We start from the raw sequence: 18,503 nt of genomic DNA, 5'->3' as shown, positions 1-18,503 counted from the left end.
CCAAGCCGATGACAGAACATGCCCCATGCACCCGCGCATGAGGGCCATGGACTCATCTGTTTGACAGGAGATTCACCATGTTCCACTGGCTGACGCGCGCACTGCGCGACCGCAGTATCCGCTTCAAACTGGCCCTCGGCTTTGGCCTCGTGCTGCTCTTGACCCTGGCGGTCACCCTCACCGGCTGGCACGCCTTGAGCACCAGCATAGAACGCTCGCACACGCTTTCCAGCATCGCCCGGCTCAGCCGCCTGAGCAGCGACATGCGCGCTGAACGCATCACCTTCCGGGTGCTGAACGACCCGCAAAGCCGGACCCGGATCAGCCGCCAACTGGCAAGCATCGAGCAACTGCTGGCGGCGCTGCCGCCGCGCCTGGCGGACCCGGGCGAGCGACAGATCCTCACCGACCAGCAGCACACGACCCAGGCTTTCCAGACCACCCTCGACGATCTCGATGAAAACCTGCGAGACCGCGAGCGCGCCCGCAAGCGCCTGAACGCTGGCCTGGGACAGGCCACCCAGGCGGTGGCCCGCTTCGCTGCCCACCAACTGCGCGAGGCGAGCAAGAGCCCCCACGGGCAGCAGTGGCAGGCCCCGCTCAAACGCGTCGAAGAACTCCGTCAACTGCTCAACGAGACCCACGCCAGCGTGCAGACACCGGCCTATCTGTTCGACTCGCTGCAAGCCTATTCGGAGCAGGCGCTGAAGGCCATCGACCGACTTGGCCAACTCGAGGCCCAGGTGACGCCGCTGACAGCGCCGCTGGCCGACGACCACCAGCGCATGCTGATGGAACTGCGTCACTATCGCGAGGCCCTGCAGCGTTTCAAGGAGGCGCAACTGCTCGCCGAGTCGGCCCACAATGTGATGGAGGGTTTGGGCGACCGGCTATTGGCCGGCAACGAGGAGCTCAGCCGCGGCCAGACCCTGGCCCGCGATCGCCAGGCCCAGGCGGCGAAATGGCTACTGGCGAAAATCGCCCTGTTGGCCTGGTTGATCGCCACCTTGGCCGCCTGGGTCCTCAGTCGCCAGTTGCTGATCCCGCTCTCACGCAGCCTGAAACTGGCCCGCCATATCGCCGCTGGCGACCTGAGCCGCGATGTCGCGGTGGATCGCCAGGACGAGCTTGGCCAGTTGCAACAGGCCATGCGCGGCATGACCCTGGGTTTGCGCGAGCTGATCCGCGGCATCGGTGCCAGCGCTTCGCGGGTGGCCAACGCCGCCGAGCACTTGTCGACCAGTACCGAACAGACCGATGCCAGCGTCAGCAGCCAGTATGCCGCCACCGAGCAAGTCGCCGCCGCCATGAAACAGATGAGCGCCAGCGTGCTCGAGGTCGCCCGTCACGCCGAAACCGCCTCCGTGGCGGCCACCCAGGCCGACCAACAGGCCCGCGAAGGCGACAGTGCCGTGGCCGATGCCATCGAACAGATCGAACAGCTTGAGCAACATATGCAGCGCTGCTCCCAGGCCATGGGTGGGCTCCAGCGCGAAAGCGAGCGGATCGGCAGCGTGCTCGACGTGATCAAGTCGGTATCCCAGCAGACCAACCTGCTGGCCCTGAATGCCGCCATCGAAGCGGCCAGGGCTGGCGAGGCCGGCAGCGGCTTCGCGGTGGTCGCCGACGAGGTCCGCTGCCTGGCGCAACGCACCCAGGATTCGGCACAGGAGATCAAGGACCTGATCACGGCATTGCAGGGTGGCACGCAGGAGGTCGCGGGCATGCTCGACAGCAGCCGCAAGCTGACTCGCCACAGCGTCGAGTCGAGCCGCCACAGTGGCGGCAAGCTCGAAGCCATCAGCCGCAGCGTGTCGCAGATCCTCGGGATGAACGAACAGATTGCCGCCGCCGGCGAAGAACAGAGTGTCGTCGCTGAGCAGATCAGCCGCAGCGTGCTGCATGTGCGGGACATGTCCCAGCAGACCGCCAACGCCTGCGACGAGACCGCCGCCGCCAGCCTGCAACTGAGCCAACTGGGGGCTCAGTTGCAGCGGCTGGTGGAGCGCTTCAAGGTCTGAGCCCCCACTTCCTGTGTATGCGGGCTTGTGGGAGCGGAGCTTGCCCGCGAAGCTTTTCGCCGTTCTCACGGGCCTCTTCGCGGGCCTGCTCCGCTCCCACATGAGGTTTGCGGGGCACGTACAATCGCGCCCGGGCTCAATCGATCTCGGCCAGCCATTCGCTGTTCTTGAACCACTGGTCGTGGATCCGATCATAGGTGCCATCTTCGGCAATCTGGTGGAGGAAATGGTTGATCCAGTTGAGGCTGTCGTGGTCGCCCTTCCTCACCCCGAAGGCCAGGGGTTCATAGGTGAACGGCTGGTCCAGGCACAACAGCTTGCCGTCTCCCAATTTGTTCACCGCCACCAGATTGTAGGGGGCGTCGTGGACAAAGGCGTCGGCCTTGCCATCGAGCACGGCCTGCACAGCGTCCTCCTCATTGGCAAAAGTGCTCAGTCGGGCCTCGCCCATCATTTTTTTCGCGACGATTTCACCCGTGGTCCCAGCCTTGGCGGCAATGCGATAACCGGCCGCGTTGAGGTCCTCGAAACTCTGCACCTGGCTGCCCAGCGCCACGGGGATCAGCAGCGTCTGCCCGACCACGATAAAGGCGTCGCTGAAGTTCAGCCGCAGGTTGCGCTCCTGGGTCAGGGTCATGCCACTGGCGATCAGATCGAACTTGTTGGCCAGTAAACCAGGGAGCAGCTCGGCGTAAGGGCTGGGCACCAGTTCCAGCTTGACCCCCAGTGCCCGACTCATTTCACGCAACAGATCGATCTCGAAACCGATGATTTCGCCGCGCTTGTTCGTCATTTCGAAGGGAATATACGTCGGATTGGTCCCCACTTTCAGGCTGCCGCGCTTGAGTGCATCGTCAATGGCGCCCGCCTGCAGCGCACAGGCGTGAGTGAGCACAACCAGACCCAACAGCAGGATCGACAGAAACCTTTTCATCATGAAACTCCCCAGGGCCGCTTTTCCGTTCGTACCGCCAAGCCCTGCAACACCCGCGCGAAAGCACGGCGCCAGGTCTGGCGGAGACGATTTTGGGGGGCGATCCTAACGTAGTCGGATGCGAGGCAACACCGAGGGGCGACGGGTCTTTTGTTACCAAATGACAAAGGGGCCGCGGTGCTTGTCACACCGCGGCCCCTCGGGCGTCAGGCGGGCTGGGCCGCCGTTGTGGCCGGTTGCAGAGGCAGCAACGGCGCATGGGGATCGGCCTTGATCGACTGGCGCCAGGCGCCCAGCCACTCGGCATGGCCTTCACTCCAGACCTGCTCATGCAAGCGGGTCAGGGCCACCGGATCGCTCAGCAGGTGCAAGCGCGACTGATTGTCCAAGCCGGTCGGGCCGACCTTCAGCGCATGCCGCACACGCTCGACACGCAGCCATTCGATCGGCTCGGCCTGGGCGTGACGGGCCGTTGCCAGGGCACAGGCCAGGGCATTCTGGCGTGGATCGACCACTGCCCGGACAAAGCCGTCATTCAGCGCATGCCAACGGTTTTCGTGGGTGTACTCGTCCGTGGCCAGCAAGGCTTGCGGCGGGTTGTATTCCTCGGGAATGAGAAACAGGCTCTCATCCTTGGAACGCAGGCCCAGCTTGACCCGGCTGGAGATCACCGAGACCGGGATCGACAGCATCAGCGAACCGACGATCGGGATCAGCCACCAGAGGAAGCTCGGGTTGAGCCAGACCACCAGCAGCGCCCAGAGCGCACCCAGCAGGGTTTGCGGGCCATGCCGGCGCACCGCCTCGCTCCACGGCGTGGAGTCGTCGTCACGCTGCGGAGAGTTCCAGGTCGCCGCCCAACCGAGGAACGCGGCCAGGACGAAGCGGGTGTGGAAAATCATCCGCACCGGCGCCAGCAGCATGGAAAAGAGCATCTCCAACAGCATCGACAAGGTTACCTTGAACTTGCCGCCGAACTCTTTCGCGCCCTTGGCCCAGATCAGGATGATGCTCAGCAGCTTGGGCAGGAACAGCAGCACGATGGTGGTGGAGAACAGCGCCACCGCCTTGTCAGGATGCCATTGCGGCCACAGCGGATAGAGCTGGCGCGGCTCCATGAAGTACTGCGGCTCCATCAGCGTGTTGACCGCCAGCAGGGCCGTCGACAGCACCAGGAAGAAGAACCACAGCGGCGCCGACAGGTAGGACATCACGCCAGTGAGGAATACCGCACGGTGCACCGGGTGCATGCCCTTGACCAGGAACAGGCGGAAGTTCATCAGGTTGCCGTGGCACCAGCGGCGGTCGCGCTTGAGCTCGTCGAGCAGGTTCGGTGGCAGTTCTTCGTAGCTGCCCGGCAGGTCGTAGGCGATCCATACGCCCCAGCCGGCACGGCGCATCAGCGCGGCTTCGACGAAGTCGTGGGAGAGGATCGCACCGGCGAAGGCACCTTTACCCGGCAACGGCGCCAGGGCGCAGTGCTCGATAAACGGCTTCATGCGGATGATCGCGTTGTGGCCCCAGTAGTGCGACTCGCCCAGTTGCCAGAAGTGCAGGCCGGCGGTGAACAACGGGCCGTAGACGCGGGTCGCGAACTGCTGCATGCGCGCATACAAGGTGTCCATGCCCGACGCCCGTGGCGCGGTCTGGATGATCCCGGCGTCCGGCGTGGCTTCCATCAGGCGCACCAGGCTGGTCAGGCATTCGCCGCTCATGACGCTGTCGGCGTCGAGCACCACCATGTACTTGTAGTCGCCGCCCCAGCGCCGGCAGAAGTCGTCGAGGTTACCGCTCTTGCGCTTCACACGGCGGCGGCGGCGGCGGTAGAAAATCTTGCCGAATCCCGAGGCTTCGCGGCAGACATCCAGCCAGGCCTGCTGCTCGGCAACGCAGATATCGCTGTCGTTACTGTCGCTGAGGACAAAGAAGTCGAAACGATCCAGGTCACCGGTGGCCGCGACCGACTCGAAGGTCGCCCGCAAGCCGGCAAACACCCGTGGCACATCTTCGTTGCAGATCGGCATGACGATGGCGGTACGAGCGTCCTTGGCGATCGGCTCACTGCCGGCGCTGGCGCCGGAGATGCGGTATTTGTCATGCCCGGTGAGCAATTCGAGAAAGCCCATCAAGGCGGTCCAGAAACCCGCCGAGACCCAGCAGAACAGAATCCCGAACAGCACCAGGATGCTGGTCTGCAGCAGATAAGGCAGAACTTGCTGGGCGGTCTGCAACAGCGGTTGGTGGACCACTTCGTTGAGATCGACGAACGCCCAGCCCTGGTAAGGCATGATGCCTTTCATATACCAGCCGGCAACGATGGTCTGGCCGAGCATCAGCACCAGCAGGATATAGCGGCGAATCGAACCCACGGTGCGCCAGCGCGCATGGGGCAGGTCACGCTTGTCGTCCTTGGGCACTGGCGGGTTGCTGCGCCCGGTCAGGCGCCGCCAGCCACGCACGAGGATATTGGTCCGCCACGGCTCCGGTACGACCCGGGTCCGACGGATCGGCGGCGTGGCCTTGAGGCGCACGCGACCAGCAGCATCCACCGCAAGCATCTCGGCGTCTTCCAGCTCGGCCGCCGTGTCGAGGATCAAGCGCCGCCCCACCGAAGCCTGTGCGGCATCGCCGGCGTCGACCGCCGGCTGCTCGCTCAGGCGCTCATGCAGCTCGGCGAACGAGCTGCAGTTCGACAGTTCCGCACGCTGCTCATTGCTCAGCGGCAAGTGCGCCAGGTACTCGAAAAGAGCCTCTGGCTGTACGTTTGGATTACTCATCGGCAGGCAACTGGTAGCTCCAGGTCTCGGTCAGGACTTGCTCAGTCGGCACCGGTACCGGGGTGGTTGGGGCAGCCTCGGCAGCTGGCGCCGCGGCGTCATGCTCTTTCTTGTCCTGGGCCGGCTCTTTCTTGTCCTGGGCTGGCTCTTTCTTGTCCTGAGCCTGCTCTTTCTTTTCCAGGGCCTTCTCTTTCTCCTGCTGCTTGGCCGCGACCTTGTCGGCCTTGACCACCTGGGAGGAGACCGCCACCTTGGCCGGATCCGCCACGGCGATATCCTTGACCAGGTTGGCGCGCAGCTCGGTGGCCTTGCCCGGATCCTTGACCTTCAAGCGCAGGGTCAGGCGCCAGCCCTGGGTTTCCGCGTTGTAACGCAGGCTGTTTTCCACCAGTTCGGCGTTGTCGCCGACGCTGACCTGGCTGCGCACCGCGGCGTCTTCAGGCAAGGCCTTGAGTGACGGGCCTTCGAAGTCGATCAGGTAGGCCACGCTGCCGTCCGGTTGACGGATCAGGTTGGATTGCTTGACGTCACCGGTGGACTTGAGGGTCTGCTTGACCCAGGCACTGTCCGGCGAATGCAGGGCCGCTTCGTCGGTGGTCCAGTGCAGGCGGTAGGCAAAGTTCATCGGCTGGCCAGCATCGGCACGCTCGGCCGGGTTCCAGAACGCCACGATATTGTCGTTGGTTTCGTCGGCGGTCGGAATCTCCACCAGGTCGACGGTGCCCTTGCCCCAGTCGCCCTTGGGCTCGATCCAGGCGCTTGGGCGCTTGTCGTAGCGGTCGTCGAGGTCTTCGTAGTGGCTGAAGTCACGGCCACGCTGCAGCAAGCCGAAGCCCCGCGGGTTTTCCACGGAGAAATTGCTCACCGCCAGGTGTTTCGGGTTGTTCAGCGGACGCCAGACCCACTCGCCATTGCCGGCATGGATCGACAGGCCGCTGGAGTCATGCAGCTCGCGACGGTAGTTGAGGACCTTGGACGGCTGGTTGGCACCGAACAGGAACATACTGGTCAGCGGAGCCACGCCGAGCTTGCCGACCTTGTCGCGCAGGTACATCTGCGCCTTCACGTCGACGATGGTGTCGGTGCCCGGACGCAGGATCAAGCGGTACGCGCCGGTGGCCCGTGGCGAGTCGAGCAGGGCGAAAATCACCAGGTGCTTGTCGGTCGGCTTGGGCTGCTGGATCCAGAACTCGGTGAAGCGCGGGAACTCTTCGCCGGACGGCAAGGCGGTATCGATGGCCATGCCACGCGCCGACAGGCCATAGGTCTGACCCTTGCCCACGACGCGGAAGTAACTCGCGCCGAGCATGGTCATGATCTCGTCCTGCTTATCCGCCTTGTTGATCGGATAAAGCACGCGAAAGCCGGCATAACCCAGCTGTTCGGTGGCTTTCGGATCGAACTTGACGTCACCGAAATCGAAACGGGTCGGGTCGTATTTGATCTCTTTCACATCGTCCGCGGTGATCTCGTTGATCTTCACCGGCGTATCGAAGTGCATGCCCTGATGGTAGAACGACAGCTTGAAAGGGGTTTTCTCGCCCGCCCATTCGGCCTTGTCGGTCAGGAAACGGATTTTCTGGTAGTCCGCGAACTTCATGTCACGGAACTCGTTCGGCAGATTGCTGCGCGGAGCTTCGTATTTCTGCCCGGCCAGCGTCTTGGCCTTGGCCGACACATCATCCAGATTGAACGCAAAGAGTTGACCGGCGCTGAGCAGGCAAAGCAGTGCCGAGCCCGCCACCAGTGCTTTTCTCAAACCTTTGGCAGTCAGTGTTGGAGCATTACAGGGACTAACAATCACGAGCAACCCTCGCCGAAAACAGATCAAAAACCAACGGCCAGCTATCTATATGCCAGGTTGGCGAGCATTGTTCCGACTCCCTTGGGGGCAAATGATTCCCCAAACGGTCACGGACAAGTCTCTACCTAAGTCAAATTGGACCAACGAACGCCGATCCCCGTAGCGCGCGATTATCTAGTAGGCCGCGTTACAACGCATCAGGTGAAACAAAGTATTTATCGCGAAAACCCCCTGTTTTCAGTCAAATACGTCGTTTTTGGTGCATTCAGGTCTGTAACAGGAAGGTAACCGGGCCATCATTGACCAGATGCACCTGCATGTCCGCCCCGAAACGCCCGGTCGCCACCTGCCCATGCAAGCGCTGCGCCTGTGCCACTACATAGTCGAACAGAGCCTCGGCAAGCGCCGGAGGCGCCGCCGTGGAGAAGCTCGGACGCAATCCACTCTGGGTATCGGCCGCCAGGGTGAACTGCGACACCAGCAGCAAACCGCCGCCGGTGTCCGCCAGGGAAAGGTTCATCTTGCCCTGCGGATCACTGAACACCCGATAGTTAAGCAGCTTCTTCAGCAGTTTGTCGGCATGTGCCTGGGTATCGCCTGGCTCCACCGCCAGCAACACCAGCAAACCCTGGTCAATCGCTCCGACCACCTCTCCGGTCACCTCTACCCGCGCGGCGCTGACGCGTTGCAACAGGCCCTTCATGCTTCTTCGAGAGGCAGGTCGAGCAGGCGCCGGGCCATCTGGTCGGCGGCGCGCACCAGTGCATCGGTGATACCCGGCTCGGACGCCGCATGACCGGCGTCGCGAATTACCTGCAATTCGCTGTTGGGCCAGGCCTGGTGCAATTCCCAGGCGTTGTCCAGCGGGCAGATCACATCATAGCGACCGTGCACGATGACCCCCGGCAGGTGGGCGATCTTGCCCATGTCGCGGATCAACTGGTTAGGTTCGAGGAAGGCGTCGTTGGTGAAGTAGTGACATTCGATCCGGGCAATCGACAGCGCGCGCTGCGGCTCGGAGAAACGATCGACCACCAGCGGGTTCGGACGCAGGGTCGCGGTACGGCCTTCCCACAGCGACCAGGCCTTGGCAGCGTGCATCTGGGCGATCTGGTCGTTGCCGGTCAGGCGTTTGTGGAAGGCGTTGAGCAGGTCGTCGCGCTCATCCAGCGGGATCGGCGCCACGTAGTCCTGCCAGTAGTCGGGGAACAGGCGACTGGCGCCGGCCTGGTAGAACCACTCGATCTCCTGTTGGCGGGCGAGGAAGATCCCCCGCAGGATCAGGCCATGCACCCGATCCGCGTGGGTCTGGGCGTAGGCCAGGGCCAGCGTCGACCCCCAGGAGCCGCCGAACAGCACCCATTTGTCGATTTCCAGGTGCTGGCGAATGCGCTCAAGGTCCGCCACCAGGTCCCAGGTGGTGTTGTTCTCCAGGTTCGCGTGGGGCGTCGAACGCCCGCAACCGCGCTGGTCGAAGGTGATGATGCGAAACAGGTTGGGATCGAAATAGCACCGGCTCTGGGCGTCGCAGCCGGCTCCCGGTCCACCGTGGATAAATACCACCGGCAAGCCTTCGGGCGAGCCACTCTCGTCGACATACAGTACATGCGTTTCATCCACGGCCAGATCGTGCCGGGCGTAGGGTTTGATCTGCGGGTACAAAGTCTGCATCACGCGCTCCGTAGGGGGTCGAGGTCATCCCTGATGGGGACTTCATATTATTCTGTCGTTCGGCATCATAAACCCGAATCGCGGAATCGGCATGCCCTTGTCAAAAGCAGATGTCCGCGACCTGTGCGGCGATGTTTTCCTCCCGTCGGATGGTGCCTATCCATTTGGCCAGTGTTCAAGTCAGTGCGATAAACGTTTCAATAGTCAGGTCACGTAGAACGGCAGGAGCCGCTCTGCCGGGGTAACCGTGCAAAAGTGAAAGGGAGTTTCCAATGCAGCAAGACTATTTGCCGGGCCTGCTTTCCTACCCGGAGAAAGCCATCATCCTCGCTGACAACCAGATGTTTATCCGCGCCCTCGCGGAACTGGGGCTGGATGCCGCCGCTGTCGACTCGACAGAACCGCTGCCGGCGCAAAGCCTGGTGTTCTCCTTCACCAGCCAGGGCGCTCGGCAATTCTATGAGCGGGCGGCCAGGACCCGGGGCAAGCAAAGTATTCTCTGCCCGCTGCACGCCTTCGACCCGGGCCTGGAGAACGCGCTCTACAGCCTGATGCTGCTACTGCGCAGCGATTTCACCGAGTGCCTGAAGCGCCAGCGCGACCACCTCAGGCTCCTGAGTCGGCACCAACGCCTGCAGCTGGCCGGCGAGGGATCGCGGGCCGATGTCTGGTTGAAAAACCGTTCGACCCCCTATGTCACGACCCGCGACGAGATCAGCGAGCAGTTCGTGCTGTCCGTTTCCGAGTTGTTCGAAGTGCACTATGCGCACATGCGCCCGGACAGTCCCGATCTCTTTCAACTGAACGGAATCCTGCGCATCAGCGGCCTGCTGACATCCCAGGGCAGCTGCCGCACGCCCCTGGCCACGGGGGTCGACGAACAGTTGCTGGAACTGACCCAGAGTGTCGCCAGGCACCAGGCCTGGCTACTTGTCGAACACAACCAGGTGCGCTCGTTCAAGGTCGCCGGGCAGGAGTATGTCGGCCTGCTGGGTCGCGCGGCAGGCGACAGGGGGCTGCACCTGAGCGAGTTTGCCATCGGCGTGAACGAGACGATCGGGTCGAATATCAACTACAGCCACAACTCGCCGATGAACGAAGGCGTCAGCGGCGTGCATGTGGGCCTGGGGGACGGCGCCAGCGGCTATCACATCGACTTCCTGAGCCCGGGGGTCGAGGTACTGCCGGGATGAGGGGGCACAAACCTGCGTCAAATATTGAAATCGCCACGAATCTGTAGGAGCAGGGCTTGCCCGCGAAGCTTTTGGCGATCTTGAACGCCTCTTCGCTGGCAAACCAGGCTCAGTTGATCGTCATACACAAACTCTGCGTAGGCCAAAGATCTGTAGGAGCAGCGGTATCAGCGCCCGTAGTGCTCGCGACCCCAGGCCAGCAGGCCTTGCAGCAGCTCCTTGAGCACCACCCGCGTCGGTTCCGCCAGGTCGCTGCGGTAGCTGAACGGTTCGAACTCTTCCATATAGGTGCACTGCCCCAGTTCGAGCTGCACCGCGTGGATGTCCTGCGCCGGATCACCATAGTGACGGGTGATATGCCCACCCTTGAAGCGCCCGTTCAACACATGGCTGTAGGCTGGATGCCCGACGCAGATGCCTTCCAGCCGCGCCGCCAGTTGCGGGTCGCAGCTGGCGCCGTTGAAGGTGCCCAGGTTGAAGTCCGGCAGCTTGCCGTCGAACAGGTGCGGGATCACCGAACGGATCGAGTGCGCGTCGAACAGCAAGGCATAGCCGAACTCGGCCTTGAGCCGCGCCAGCTCCTGTTGCAGGGTCTGGTGATACGGCGTCCAGATCTGCGCCAGGTAGCTGGCCCGCTCCGCGGCCGACGGCACCTGGCCCTCGACGAACAACGGCACGCCATCGAACAGGGTCGCCGGGTACAGGCCGGTAGTGGCGCCGACATACAACGGTTTGTCGTCGGACGGCCGGTTCAGGTCGATGACAAACCGCGAGTAACCGGCCGCCAGGGTGCTGGCGCCCAGTTCGGCGGCAAAATCATAGAGCCGCGGGATGTGCCAGTCGGTGTCCGGCAGGCTTTGCGCCGCGGGAATCAACCCGGCCTTGACCGCCGGGGTCAGTTGCACACCGGCATGGGGCATGCTGATCAACAGCGGCACCCGGCCTTGCTTGAAACTCAGAACGTTATCCACAGGACAATCTCCTAGATCAGTACTTCGACACCATGGCGCACGACGCGCTTGCTCAGGTCACCGCCCAGCCAGTAGGCCAGGTCCGCCGGTCGCTCGATCCGCCAGGCGACGAAGTCCGCGACCTTGCCGATCTCCAGCGAACCATGGGTGGCGCCCATGCCCAGAGCCGTGGCGGCATGCTGGGTGACACCGGCCAGGGCTTCTTCCGGGGTCATGCGGAACAGGGTGCAGGCCATGTTCAGCATCAACCGCAGGGACAGCGCCGGCGAAGTGCCGGGGTTGAGGTCGCTGGCGATGGCCATCTTCACGCCGTGCTTGCGCAGGGCATCCATCGGCGGCAGCTGGGTTTCGCGCAAAAAGTAGAATGCCCCGGGCAGCAGCACCGCGACGGTACCGGCGGCGGCCATGGCGATGGCGTCCTCTTCGGTCATGAATTCCAGGTGATCCGCCGACAGCGCCTGGTAACGCGCCGCCAGGCTCGAACCGTGCAGCGACGAAAGCTGCTCGGCATGCAGCTTGACCGGCAAGCCCAGTTGTTGCGCGACCTTGAACACCCGCTCGACCTGAGCCGGGGAAAACGCCAGGTACTCACAGAAGGCATCCACCGCATCCACCAGGCCTTCGGCGGCCAGGGCCGGGAGCATCTCGGCGCAGATATGCTCGATATAGTCGTCGGCCCGCCCGACATATTCTGGCGGCAAGGCATGGGCGGCCAGGCAGGTGCCGCGCACGCTGACCGGCAACTCCTCGCCGAGGCGGCGAATCACCTTGAGGATCTTGCGCTCGCTGGCCAGGTCCAGGCCGTAGCCGGACTTGATCTCGACGCTGGTCACACCGTCGCGCAGCAGGCAGGTCAGGCGCTGCCGGGCGCTGGCGAACAGCTCGTCCTCGCTCGCGGCACGGGTCGCCCGCACGGTGCTGGCAATCCCGCCACCGGCGGCGGCGATCTCGGCATAACTCACGCCCTGCAGGCGCTGCTCGAACTCACCGCTGCGGTTGCCGCCGAACACCGTGTGGGTATGGCAATCGATCAGCCCCGGAGTGACCCAGGCCCCTTCCAGATCCTCGACCTGTGGATAATCCGCCGCTGGCAGCTCGGCACGCGGGCCGATCCACTCGATAGTCGATGCCACGGTCACGATGGCGGCATCCTCGATGATCGAATAGCTGCCTTGCGCCATGCTTGCAACGTGACAGTTCTGCCAAAGCGTTTTCATCCGGGGCCTCCGTTAGGTTATCAATGAGACAAAGCAGGTTCTTGCTGGGCGCGCGCGGCCTGGACTGCCGTCGGCTTGACCCAGATCTGATAGGCCAGCACCAGCAGGCCGATCCAGACCACGCCGACGATCAGTGCCGGCCGGGTGTCGGGGAAATAACCCAGCACGCCGAAGATAAACAGCATGAAGGCAATCGCCGCCATCGGCGCATAGGGCCAGAACGGCACCGGGAATCTCAATTGCGCGGCCTCGTCACGGCTCATGGTGCGGCGCATGGCCACCTGGGTGACGAGGATCATGATCCACACCCACACGGTAGCGAAGGTGGCGATGGAGGCGATCAGCAGGAACACGTCTTCCGGGATCAGATAGTTGAGCAGCACGCCCAGCAGCAGCGCGGCGGCCATGACCAGCACGGTCATCCATGGCACGCCGGCGCGGGACAGCCTGGCAAAAGCCTTGGGCGCATGGCCTTGCTGGGCCAGGCCGTACATCATGCGCCCGGCACCGAAGATATCGCTGTTGATGGCGGAGATCGCCGCGGAAATCACCACGATATTGAGGATTGTCGCCGCCGAACCTATGCCCAGGTTCTGGAAGATCTGCACGAAGGGACTGCCCTGGTTGCCGATCTGCTGCCACGGATAGAGGGACATCAGCACGAACAGGGTCAGCACGTAGAACAGCAGGATGCGCAACGGCACCGCGTTGATCGCCTTGGGGATCACCCGCTGCGGGTCCTGGGCTTCACCGGCGGTGACGCCGATGATCTCGATGCCGCCGAAGGCAAACATGACCACCGCGAACGAAGCGATCATCCCCGCCGCGCCGTTGGGCATGAAGCCGCCGTGGCTCCAGAGGTTGCCGATGCCGACACTCGCCGAGGGCGTGGCCGTGCTGATGCCGAAGAACAGGATGCCGAAGCCACCGAGGATCATCGCGACAATCGCGCTGACTTTGAGCAGCGACAGCCAGAACTCCATTTCGCCGAAGACCTTCACCGTGCACAGGTTCAGCGCACCGATAAAGAAGACCACGCCGAGCACCCAGACCCAACGGTCGACATCGGGAAACCAGAAGCCCATATAGATGCCGAAGGCGGTGACGTCGGCCAGGCCGACGATGACCATCTCGAACGCATAGGTCCAACCGAGGATAAAACCGGAGCGGGGACCGATGTAGGTGGCGGCGTAGTGGCCGAAGGAGCCGGCCACCGGATCGTGCACGGCCATTTCGCCGAGGGCGCGCATCACCATGAACACCGCGGCGCCGCCGATCAGGTAGGCCAGCAACACGGCCGGGCCGGCCATCTGGATGGCCGAGGCGGAACCGTAGAACAGCCCCGTGCCGATAGCCGACCCCAGGGCCATGAAGCGAATATGTCGGGCCGAAAGCCCGCGTTTCAAACCTTTGACTTGCTGTTGCATTGCTCGTCCTTAATTATTCTTATCGGAAAAACTCGATGAGAATCAGACTGATGGCGAGTGTCTTGCGGCCGCCCGGCCGCAAAAGGGCTCGCAGGGTACCCAACCCGGCATGCGCAGGCAAAACGCATCTGCCGGGTGGTGCCTCCCGGAGCGAACAACCCTGCCAAGCCGATCGCCGAACCTGTGCGCTCCCACACAAGCTCCGTTCCTACACAAGCAGCATTCCACAGGGCAGTGATGCGTTCCTCGCCCCCAGTCTGTTCTCTGGCAACGCTTACAGGCTTGGCAGCAACTTCGCCGGGACCAATGCATTCAGGCAACGGGAAGCCAGCAACTCGCTGGCGGCCTCGATATCCGGGGCGAAGAAGCGGTCCTTCTCGTAATACGCCACCTGCTCGCGCAAGGTCGCCCGTGCGCTTTCCAGGGTCGGCGAGGTTTTCAGACCATTGCGCAGGTCCAGCCCCTGGCAAGCCGCCAGCCATTCCACAGCCAGAATCCCACGGGTGTTCTCGGCCATTTCCCACAGACGCTTGCCAGCCGCCGGCGCCATCGACACATGGTCTTCCTGGTTGGCGGAGGTCGGCAGGCTGTCGACGCTATGTGGGTGCGCCAGGGCCTTGTTCTCGCTGGCGAGGGCCGCGGCAGTCACCTGGGCGATCATGAAGCCGGAGTTGACCCCACCATTGGCCACCAGGAACGGCGGCAGTTGCGACATATGCTTGTCCATCATCAGCGAGATGCGGCGCTCGCTCAGGGAACCGATTTCGGCAATCGCCAACGCCAGGTTGTCAGCGGCCATGGCCACCGGCTCGGCGTGGAAGTTGCCACCGGAGATCACATCGCCTTCGGCGGCGAACACCAGCGGGTTGTCGGACACCGCGTTGGCCTCGATCACCAACACTTCGGCGGCCTGGCGGAACTGGGTCAGGCAGGCGCCCATGACCTGTGGCTGGCAGCGCAAGGAGTACGGGTCCTGGACCTTCTCGCAGTTCTCATGGGAGTCGGACACTTCGCTGCGCTCGCCCAACAGGTGGCGATAGGCGGCAGCGGCATCGATCTGGCCATGTTGACCACGGGCCGCATGGATACGCGGGTCGAACGGCGAGCGCGAACCCAGTACCGCTTCAACGGTCAGCGCACCGCTGACCAGGGCACCGGCGAACAGGTCTTCGCCTTCGAACAGGCCGCGCAGGGCATAGGCGGTGGACACCTGGGTGCCGTTGAGCAGCGCCAGGCCTTCCTTCGCGGCCAAAGTCAGCGGTTGCAGGCCGGCCTGTTTCAGCGCGGCGTGGGCGTCCAGCCATTCGCCCTTGTAGCGGGCCTTGCCTTCACCCAGCAGCACCAGCGACATATGGGCCAGCGGCGCGAGGTCGCCGGAAGCACCGACCGAACCTTTCAGTGGAATATGCGGATAGACCTCGGCATTGATCAGGGCGATCAGCGCGTCGATCACCTGGCGGCGTATCCCGGAGAAACCACGGCTCAGGCTGTTGACCTTGAGCACCATGATCAGCCGTACCAGATCATCGCTGATCGGCACACCGACACCGGCGGCGTGGGACAGCACCAGGGAGCGCTGGAGGTTTTCCAGGTCTTCGCTGGCGATCCGGGTCGAGGCCAACAGGCCGAAACCGGTGTTGATGCCATAGGCGGTACGGTTCTCGGCGAGGATCTGCTCGACGCAGGCCACGCTGGCTTCGATCTGTGCCGAGGCACTCTGATCCAGGGTCAGTTTCACCGGTTGCTGATAGATGGCACGCAGTTGGGCCAGGCTCAGTTGGCCGGGAATCAGGTTCAACGCAGTCACATTCATGCTCCTTTTGAGAGTTTTTATTAACTACCAGACGCTCCGGAAGCTTCCGTTATCCGTCGCCACCGGCTTTTTGAGCCGGTGGCGCCTTGGCACGCTGGTTATTCGTGGAATCAGCGCAGGTCGGGAAACCTGCCCTGGATCAATAGTGGGTCTTTGAGCAGGCTCGCCGCGCTGGCAATGTCCGGTGCCAACCAGCGATCCTGGTCGTACGCGGGAACGCGCTCGCGCAACAGTTTCCAGGCGCGCTCGGTGCCGGTGCCGAAACGCTGCTCCTTGAGGAATTCAAAGGCCTGGGCCGCCAGCAGGTACTCGATGGCGAGGATCTGCGTGCAGTTTTCCAGGGCCCGGTGCAATTTCAGCGCGGCGTTGGTGCCCAGGCTCAGGTGGTCTTCCTGCAGGCCTGAGGTGACGTAGTTGTCGAGCACCGCCGGCTGCGCCAACTGGCGGTTTTCCGCGCAGAGGGACGCGGCGACGTACTGCACGATCATCATCCCGGAGTTGACCCCGGGGTTGCTCACCAGGAAAGCCGGCAGGCCGCTGACATGCGGGTTGATCAGGCGATCGAGGCGACGCTCGGCAATCGAGCCGATTTCCGCCATGGCGATCGCCAGCAGGTCCGCCGCCAGGGCCACCGACTGGCCATGGGGGTTGGCCTGGGACATCACCCGGTAGTGGTCCGGCGTGCCGAGCAGCAGCGGGTTGTCGGTGCAGCCGTTGAGTTCGATTTCGATCTGCCGGGTGGCGTGGTCCAGTTGGTCGCGGGCGGCACCATGGACTTGCGGGATCGAACGCAGGCTCAGGGCGTCCTGGGTGCGAATGCCTTTGCTTGCGGCAATCACTTCGCTGCCGTCGAGCAGGCCGCGCAGGTTGTTACCGACCAGCTGCATGCCGGGATGCGGCTTGAGTGCGATGATTTCCGCGTCGAACGCGGCGATCTGCCCGCGCTGGGCCTCGAAACTCATGGCGCCGACCACATCGGCCCATTGCACCAGGCGGGTCGCGTCGGCCAGGGCCAGGCAACTCAGGCCGGTCATGCACGGCGTGCCATTGACCAGGCAGAGACCGTCCTTGGCCCCCAGTTGCACCGGTTGCAGGCCTTCGGCAGCCAGCGCCTGGTGCGCCGGGACGATCTGTCCGCGATAGCTGACCTGGCCGACACCGAGCAAGGCGATGCCGATATGGGCCATGTGGGTCAGGTAACCCACCGAGCCCTGGGCCGGTACTTGCGGGGTGATGCCACGGTTGAGCAGCGCCAGCAGGGCTTCTACCACCTGGCGCTGCAGGCCGGACTTGCCGTGGCTGTAGTTGACGATGGCGGCGCAGATAATCGCCCGGGTCTGTTCATCGGACAACGGCGCGCCGACACCGCAGGCATGGCTGAGCAGGGTGTTGCGCGACAACTGGCTGAGTTGCTCGCCGGACAGCGAGACATTGCACAGCGCGCCGAGGCCGGTGTTCACGCCATAGGCGCGCTCGCCGCTGACAACGATGCGCTGGACGATGGCCTGGGCATTGTCGATCCTCGCCCAGGCCTCGGGCGACAGTTCGAGCAGCGCGCCATGCCGGGCCACCGCGACCACATCCTGCCAACGCAAGGGTGCGTCGGCAATAACGATTTTTTCAGCCTGGGACATCTTCAACCTCGTCTGTACAACCTGAATATTGATGCAGCCTTACCGCCGCCTTCGCGGGCAAGCTCCGCTCCCACAGGTTTTTCAGTCGTACACAAGGCTCGGGCACGACTCAAATCTAGTGTGGGAGCGGAGCTTGCCGGATCGCCGCACCGCCGCGAAGAGGCCCGCCCAGCCGCCCCCCTTACCTGCTTAAACCGTCGCCGCCCGTCGCTGAACAAACCGATCCACATACTCATCCGCCGGCGAATGCAAAATCTCCTTCGGCGTGCCGACCTGGATCAACTTGCCGTCCTTGAGAATCGCGATGCGATTGCCGATCCGTACCGCCTCATCCAGGTCATGGGTGATAAACACGATGGTCTTGTGCAACGTCTTCTGCAGCTCCAGCAACTGATCCTGCATCTCGGCCCGAATCAACGGGTCGAGGGCACTGAACGCCTCGTCCATCAGAATGATGTCGGTGTCCGCCGCCAAGGCCCGGGCCAGGCCCACACGCTGGCGCATACCGCCCGACAGCTGGTGCGGGTACTTGTTCTCGTAGCCCTTCAGGCCCACGGTATTGATCCAGTGCAAGGCGCGCTCGGCGCAGACTTCCTTGCTTTCGCCACGGACCTTGAGGCCGTAGGCGACGTTGTCGAGCACGGTCTTGTGGGGCAACAGGCCGAAGCTCTGGAACACCATGCTGATCTTGTGCCGGCGAAATTCGCGCAACGCTTCCATGTCGTGCTGGAGAATGTCCACGCCGTCCACCAGGATCGCACCGCTGGTCGGGTCGATCAGGCGGTTGAAGTGGCGCACCAGGGTCGACTTGCCGGAACCGGACAGGCCCATGATCACGAAAATCTCACCGGTGCCGACACTCAGCGACAGGTCGTTGACCCCGATCACGCAACCGGTCTCGGCCAGTACCTGGTCCTTGCTCTTGCCCTGGCGAATCAGCTCCATCGCATCCTTAGCGCGGGAACCAAAGATCTTGAAGACGTTCTTGACTTCGATCTTGCTGACGATGGCTTCGCTCATTTGCTCACCTCATGCCGTGGA

13 protein-coding genes and 1 pseudogene are annotated in these 18,503 nt (G+C 63.4%); 3 read left to right on the top strand and 11 right to left on the bottom strand.

Features of this window, described 5'->3' with window-relative positions:
* Positions 1-77 precede the first annotated feature (77 nt).
* Both M5B96_RS32695 and M5B96_RS32690 read left to right on the top strand, forming a co-directional pair.
* A pseudogene (locus M5B96_RS32695) lies at positions 78-1,163 on the top strand (methyl-accepting chemotaxis protein); the annotation flags it as partial.
* Positions 1,149-2,021: a methyl-accepting chemotaxis protein gene (locus tag M5B96_RS32690; protein WP_412548591.1), complete on the top strand. Its 873-nt coding sequence runs from the start codon at positions 1,149-1,151 to the stop codon at positions 2,019-2,021. The pseudogene M5B96_RS32695 and the gene M5B96_RS32690, both read left to right, overlap by 15 nt.
* A 136-nt stretch (positions 2,022-2,157) precedes the next feature.
* Here M5B96_RS32690 and M5B96_RS06615 read toward each other — a convergent pair whose 3' ends face one another.
* The 5 genes from M5B96_RS06615 to pip form a co-directional block, all read right to left on the bottom strand.
* Positions 2,158-2,958 (bottom strand): transporter substrate-binding domain-containing protein, encoded by an 801-nt coding sequence (locus tag M5B96_RS06615; protein WP_248795910.1) that lies wholly within the window; start codon positions 2,956-2,958, stop codon positions 2,158-2,160.
* Positions 2,959-3,161: 203 nt separating this feature from the next.
* Positions 3,162-5,732, bottom strand: a complete 2,571-nt coding sequence (gene mdoH, locus M5B96_RS06610) for a glucans biosynthesis glucosyltransferase MdoH (RefSeq protein ID WP_248795909.1) — start codon at positions 5,730-5,732, stop codon at positions 3,162-3,164.
* Positions 5,725-7,536 carry a glucan biosynthesis protein G gene (locus M5B96_RS06605; protein ID WP_318654828.1) on the bottom strand — a complete coding sequence of 604 codons (1,812 nt, stop codon included), beginning with the start codon at positions 7,534-7,536 and terminating at the stop codon, positions 5,725-5,727. Before M5B96_RS06605 ends, mdoH begins: the two co-directional genes overlap by 8 nt.
* A gap of 265 nt (positions 7,537-7,801) precedes the next feature.
* Positions 7,802-8,239, bottom strand: a complete 438-nt coding sequence (gene dtd, locus M5B96_RS06600) for a D-aminoacyl-tRNA deacylase (RefSeq protein ID WP_248795907.1) — start codon at positions 8,237-8,239, stop codon at positions 7,802-7,804.
* A complete protein-coding gene (pip, locus tag M5B96_RS06595; protein WP_248795906.1) occupies positions 8,236-9,207 on the bottom strand; it encodes a prolyl aminopeptidase in 972 nt (323 codons plus the stop codon). The genes dtd and pip overlap by 4 nt, the downstream gene beginning before the upstream one ends.
* A 272-nt stretch (positions 9,208-9,479) precedes the next feature.
* Between pip and M5B96_RS06590 the strand changes: the two genes are divergently transcribed.
* Complete coding sequence (locus tag M5B96_RS06590; protein WP_248795905.1) at positions 9,480-10,400, top strand: hypothetical protein; 921 nt, start codon at positions 9,480-9,482, stop codon at positions 10,398-10,400.
* 167 nt (positions 10,401-10,567) lie between these two features.
* Here the strand turns inward: M5B96_RS06590 and hutG are convergent, their stop codons facing one another.
* The 6 genes from hutG to M5B96_RS06560 form a co-directional block, all read right to left on the bottom strand.
* On the bottom strand, positions 10,568-11,371 hold the full coding sequence (gene hutG, locus M5B96_RS06585) for an N-formylglutamate deformylase (RefSeq protein WP_248795904.1): 804 nt from the start codon (positions 11,369-11,371) through the stop codon (positions 10,568-10,570).
* A gap of 11 nt (positions 11,372-11,382) precedes the next feature.
* Positions 11,383-12,588: an imidazolonepropionase gene (gene hutI, locus M5B96_RS06580; protein ID WP_248795903.1), complete on the bottom strand. Its 1,206-nt coding sequence runs from the start codon at positions 12,586-12,588 to the stop codon at positions 11,383-11,385.
* Between the two features lie 20 nt (positions 12,589-12,608).
* The gene (locus tag M5B96_RS06575) at positions 12,609-14,015 is read right to left on the bottom strand and encodes an amino acid permease (RefSeq protein WP_248795902.1); all 1,407 of its coding nucleotides are present in this window, start codon (positions 14,013-14,015) and stop codon (positions 12,609-12,611) included.
* A 274-nt stretch (positions 14,016-14,289) separates the two neighbouring features.
* Positions 14,290-15,828: a histidine ammonia-lyase gene (gene hutH / locus M5B96_RS06570; protein WP_248795901.1), complete on the bottom strand. Its 1,539-nt coding sequence runs from the start codon at positions 15,826-15,828 to the stop codon at positions 14,290-14,292.
* A gap of 110 nt (positions 15,829-15,938) precedes the next feature.
* Entirely contained in the window at positions 15,939-17,462 is a 1,524-nt protein-coding gene (gene hutH, locus M5B96_RS06565; RefSeq protein ID WP_248795900.1) for a histidine ammonia-lyase, read from the bottom strand.
* Positions 17,463-17,651: 189 nt separating this feature from the next.
* The gene (locus tag M5B96_RS06560) at positions 17,652-18,482 is read right to left on the bottom strand and encodes a quaternary amine ABC transporter ATP-binding protein (RefSeq protein ID WP_248795899.1); all 831 of its coding nucleotides are present in this window, start codon (positions 18,480-18,482) and stop codon (positions 17,652-17,654) included.
* Positions 18,483-18,503: the final 21 nt, after the last annotated feature.

This window comes from Pseudomonas sp. MWU13-2105 (assembly GCF_023242315.1).
Taxonomy (GTDB): Bacteria; Pseudomonadota; Gammaproteobacteria; order Pseudomonadales; family Pseudomonadaceae; genus Aquipseudomonas.
The sequence above is the reverse complement of the archived record's forward strand: the minus strand, read 5'-3'. Positions and strand labels throughout refer to the sequence as shown.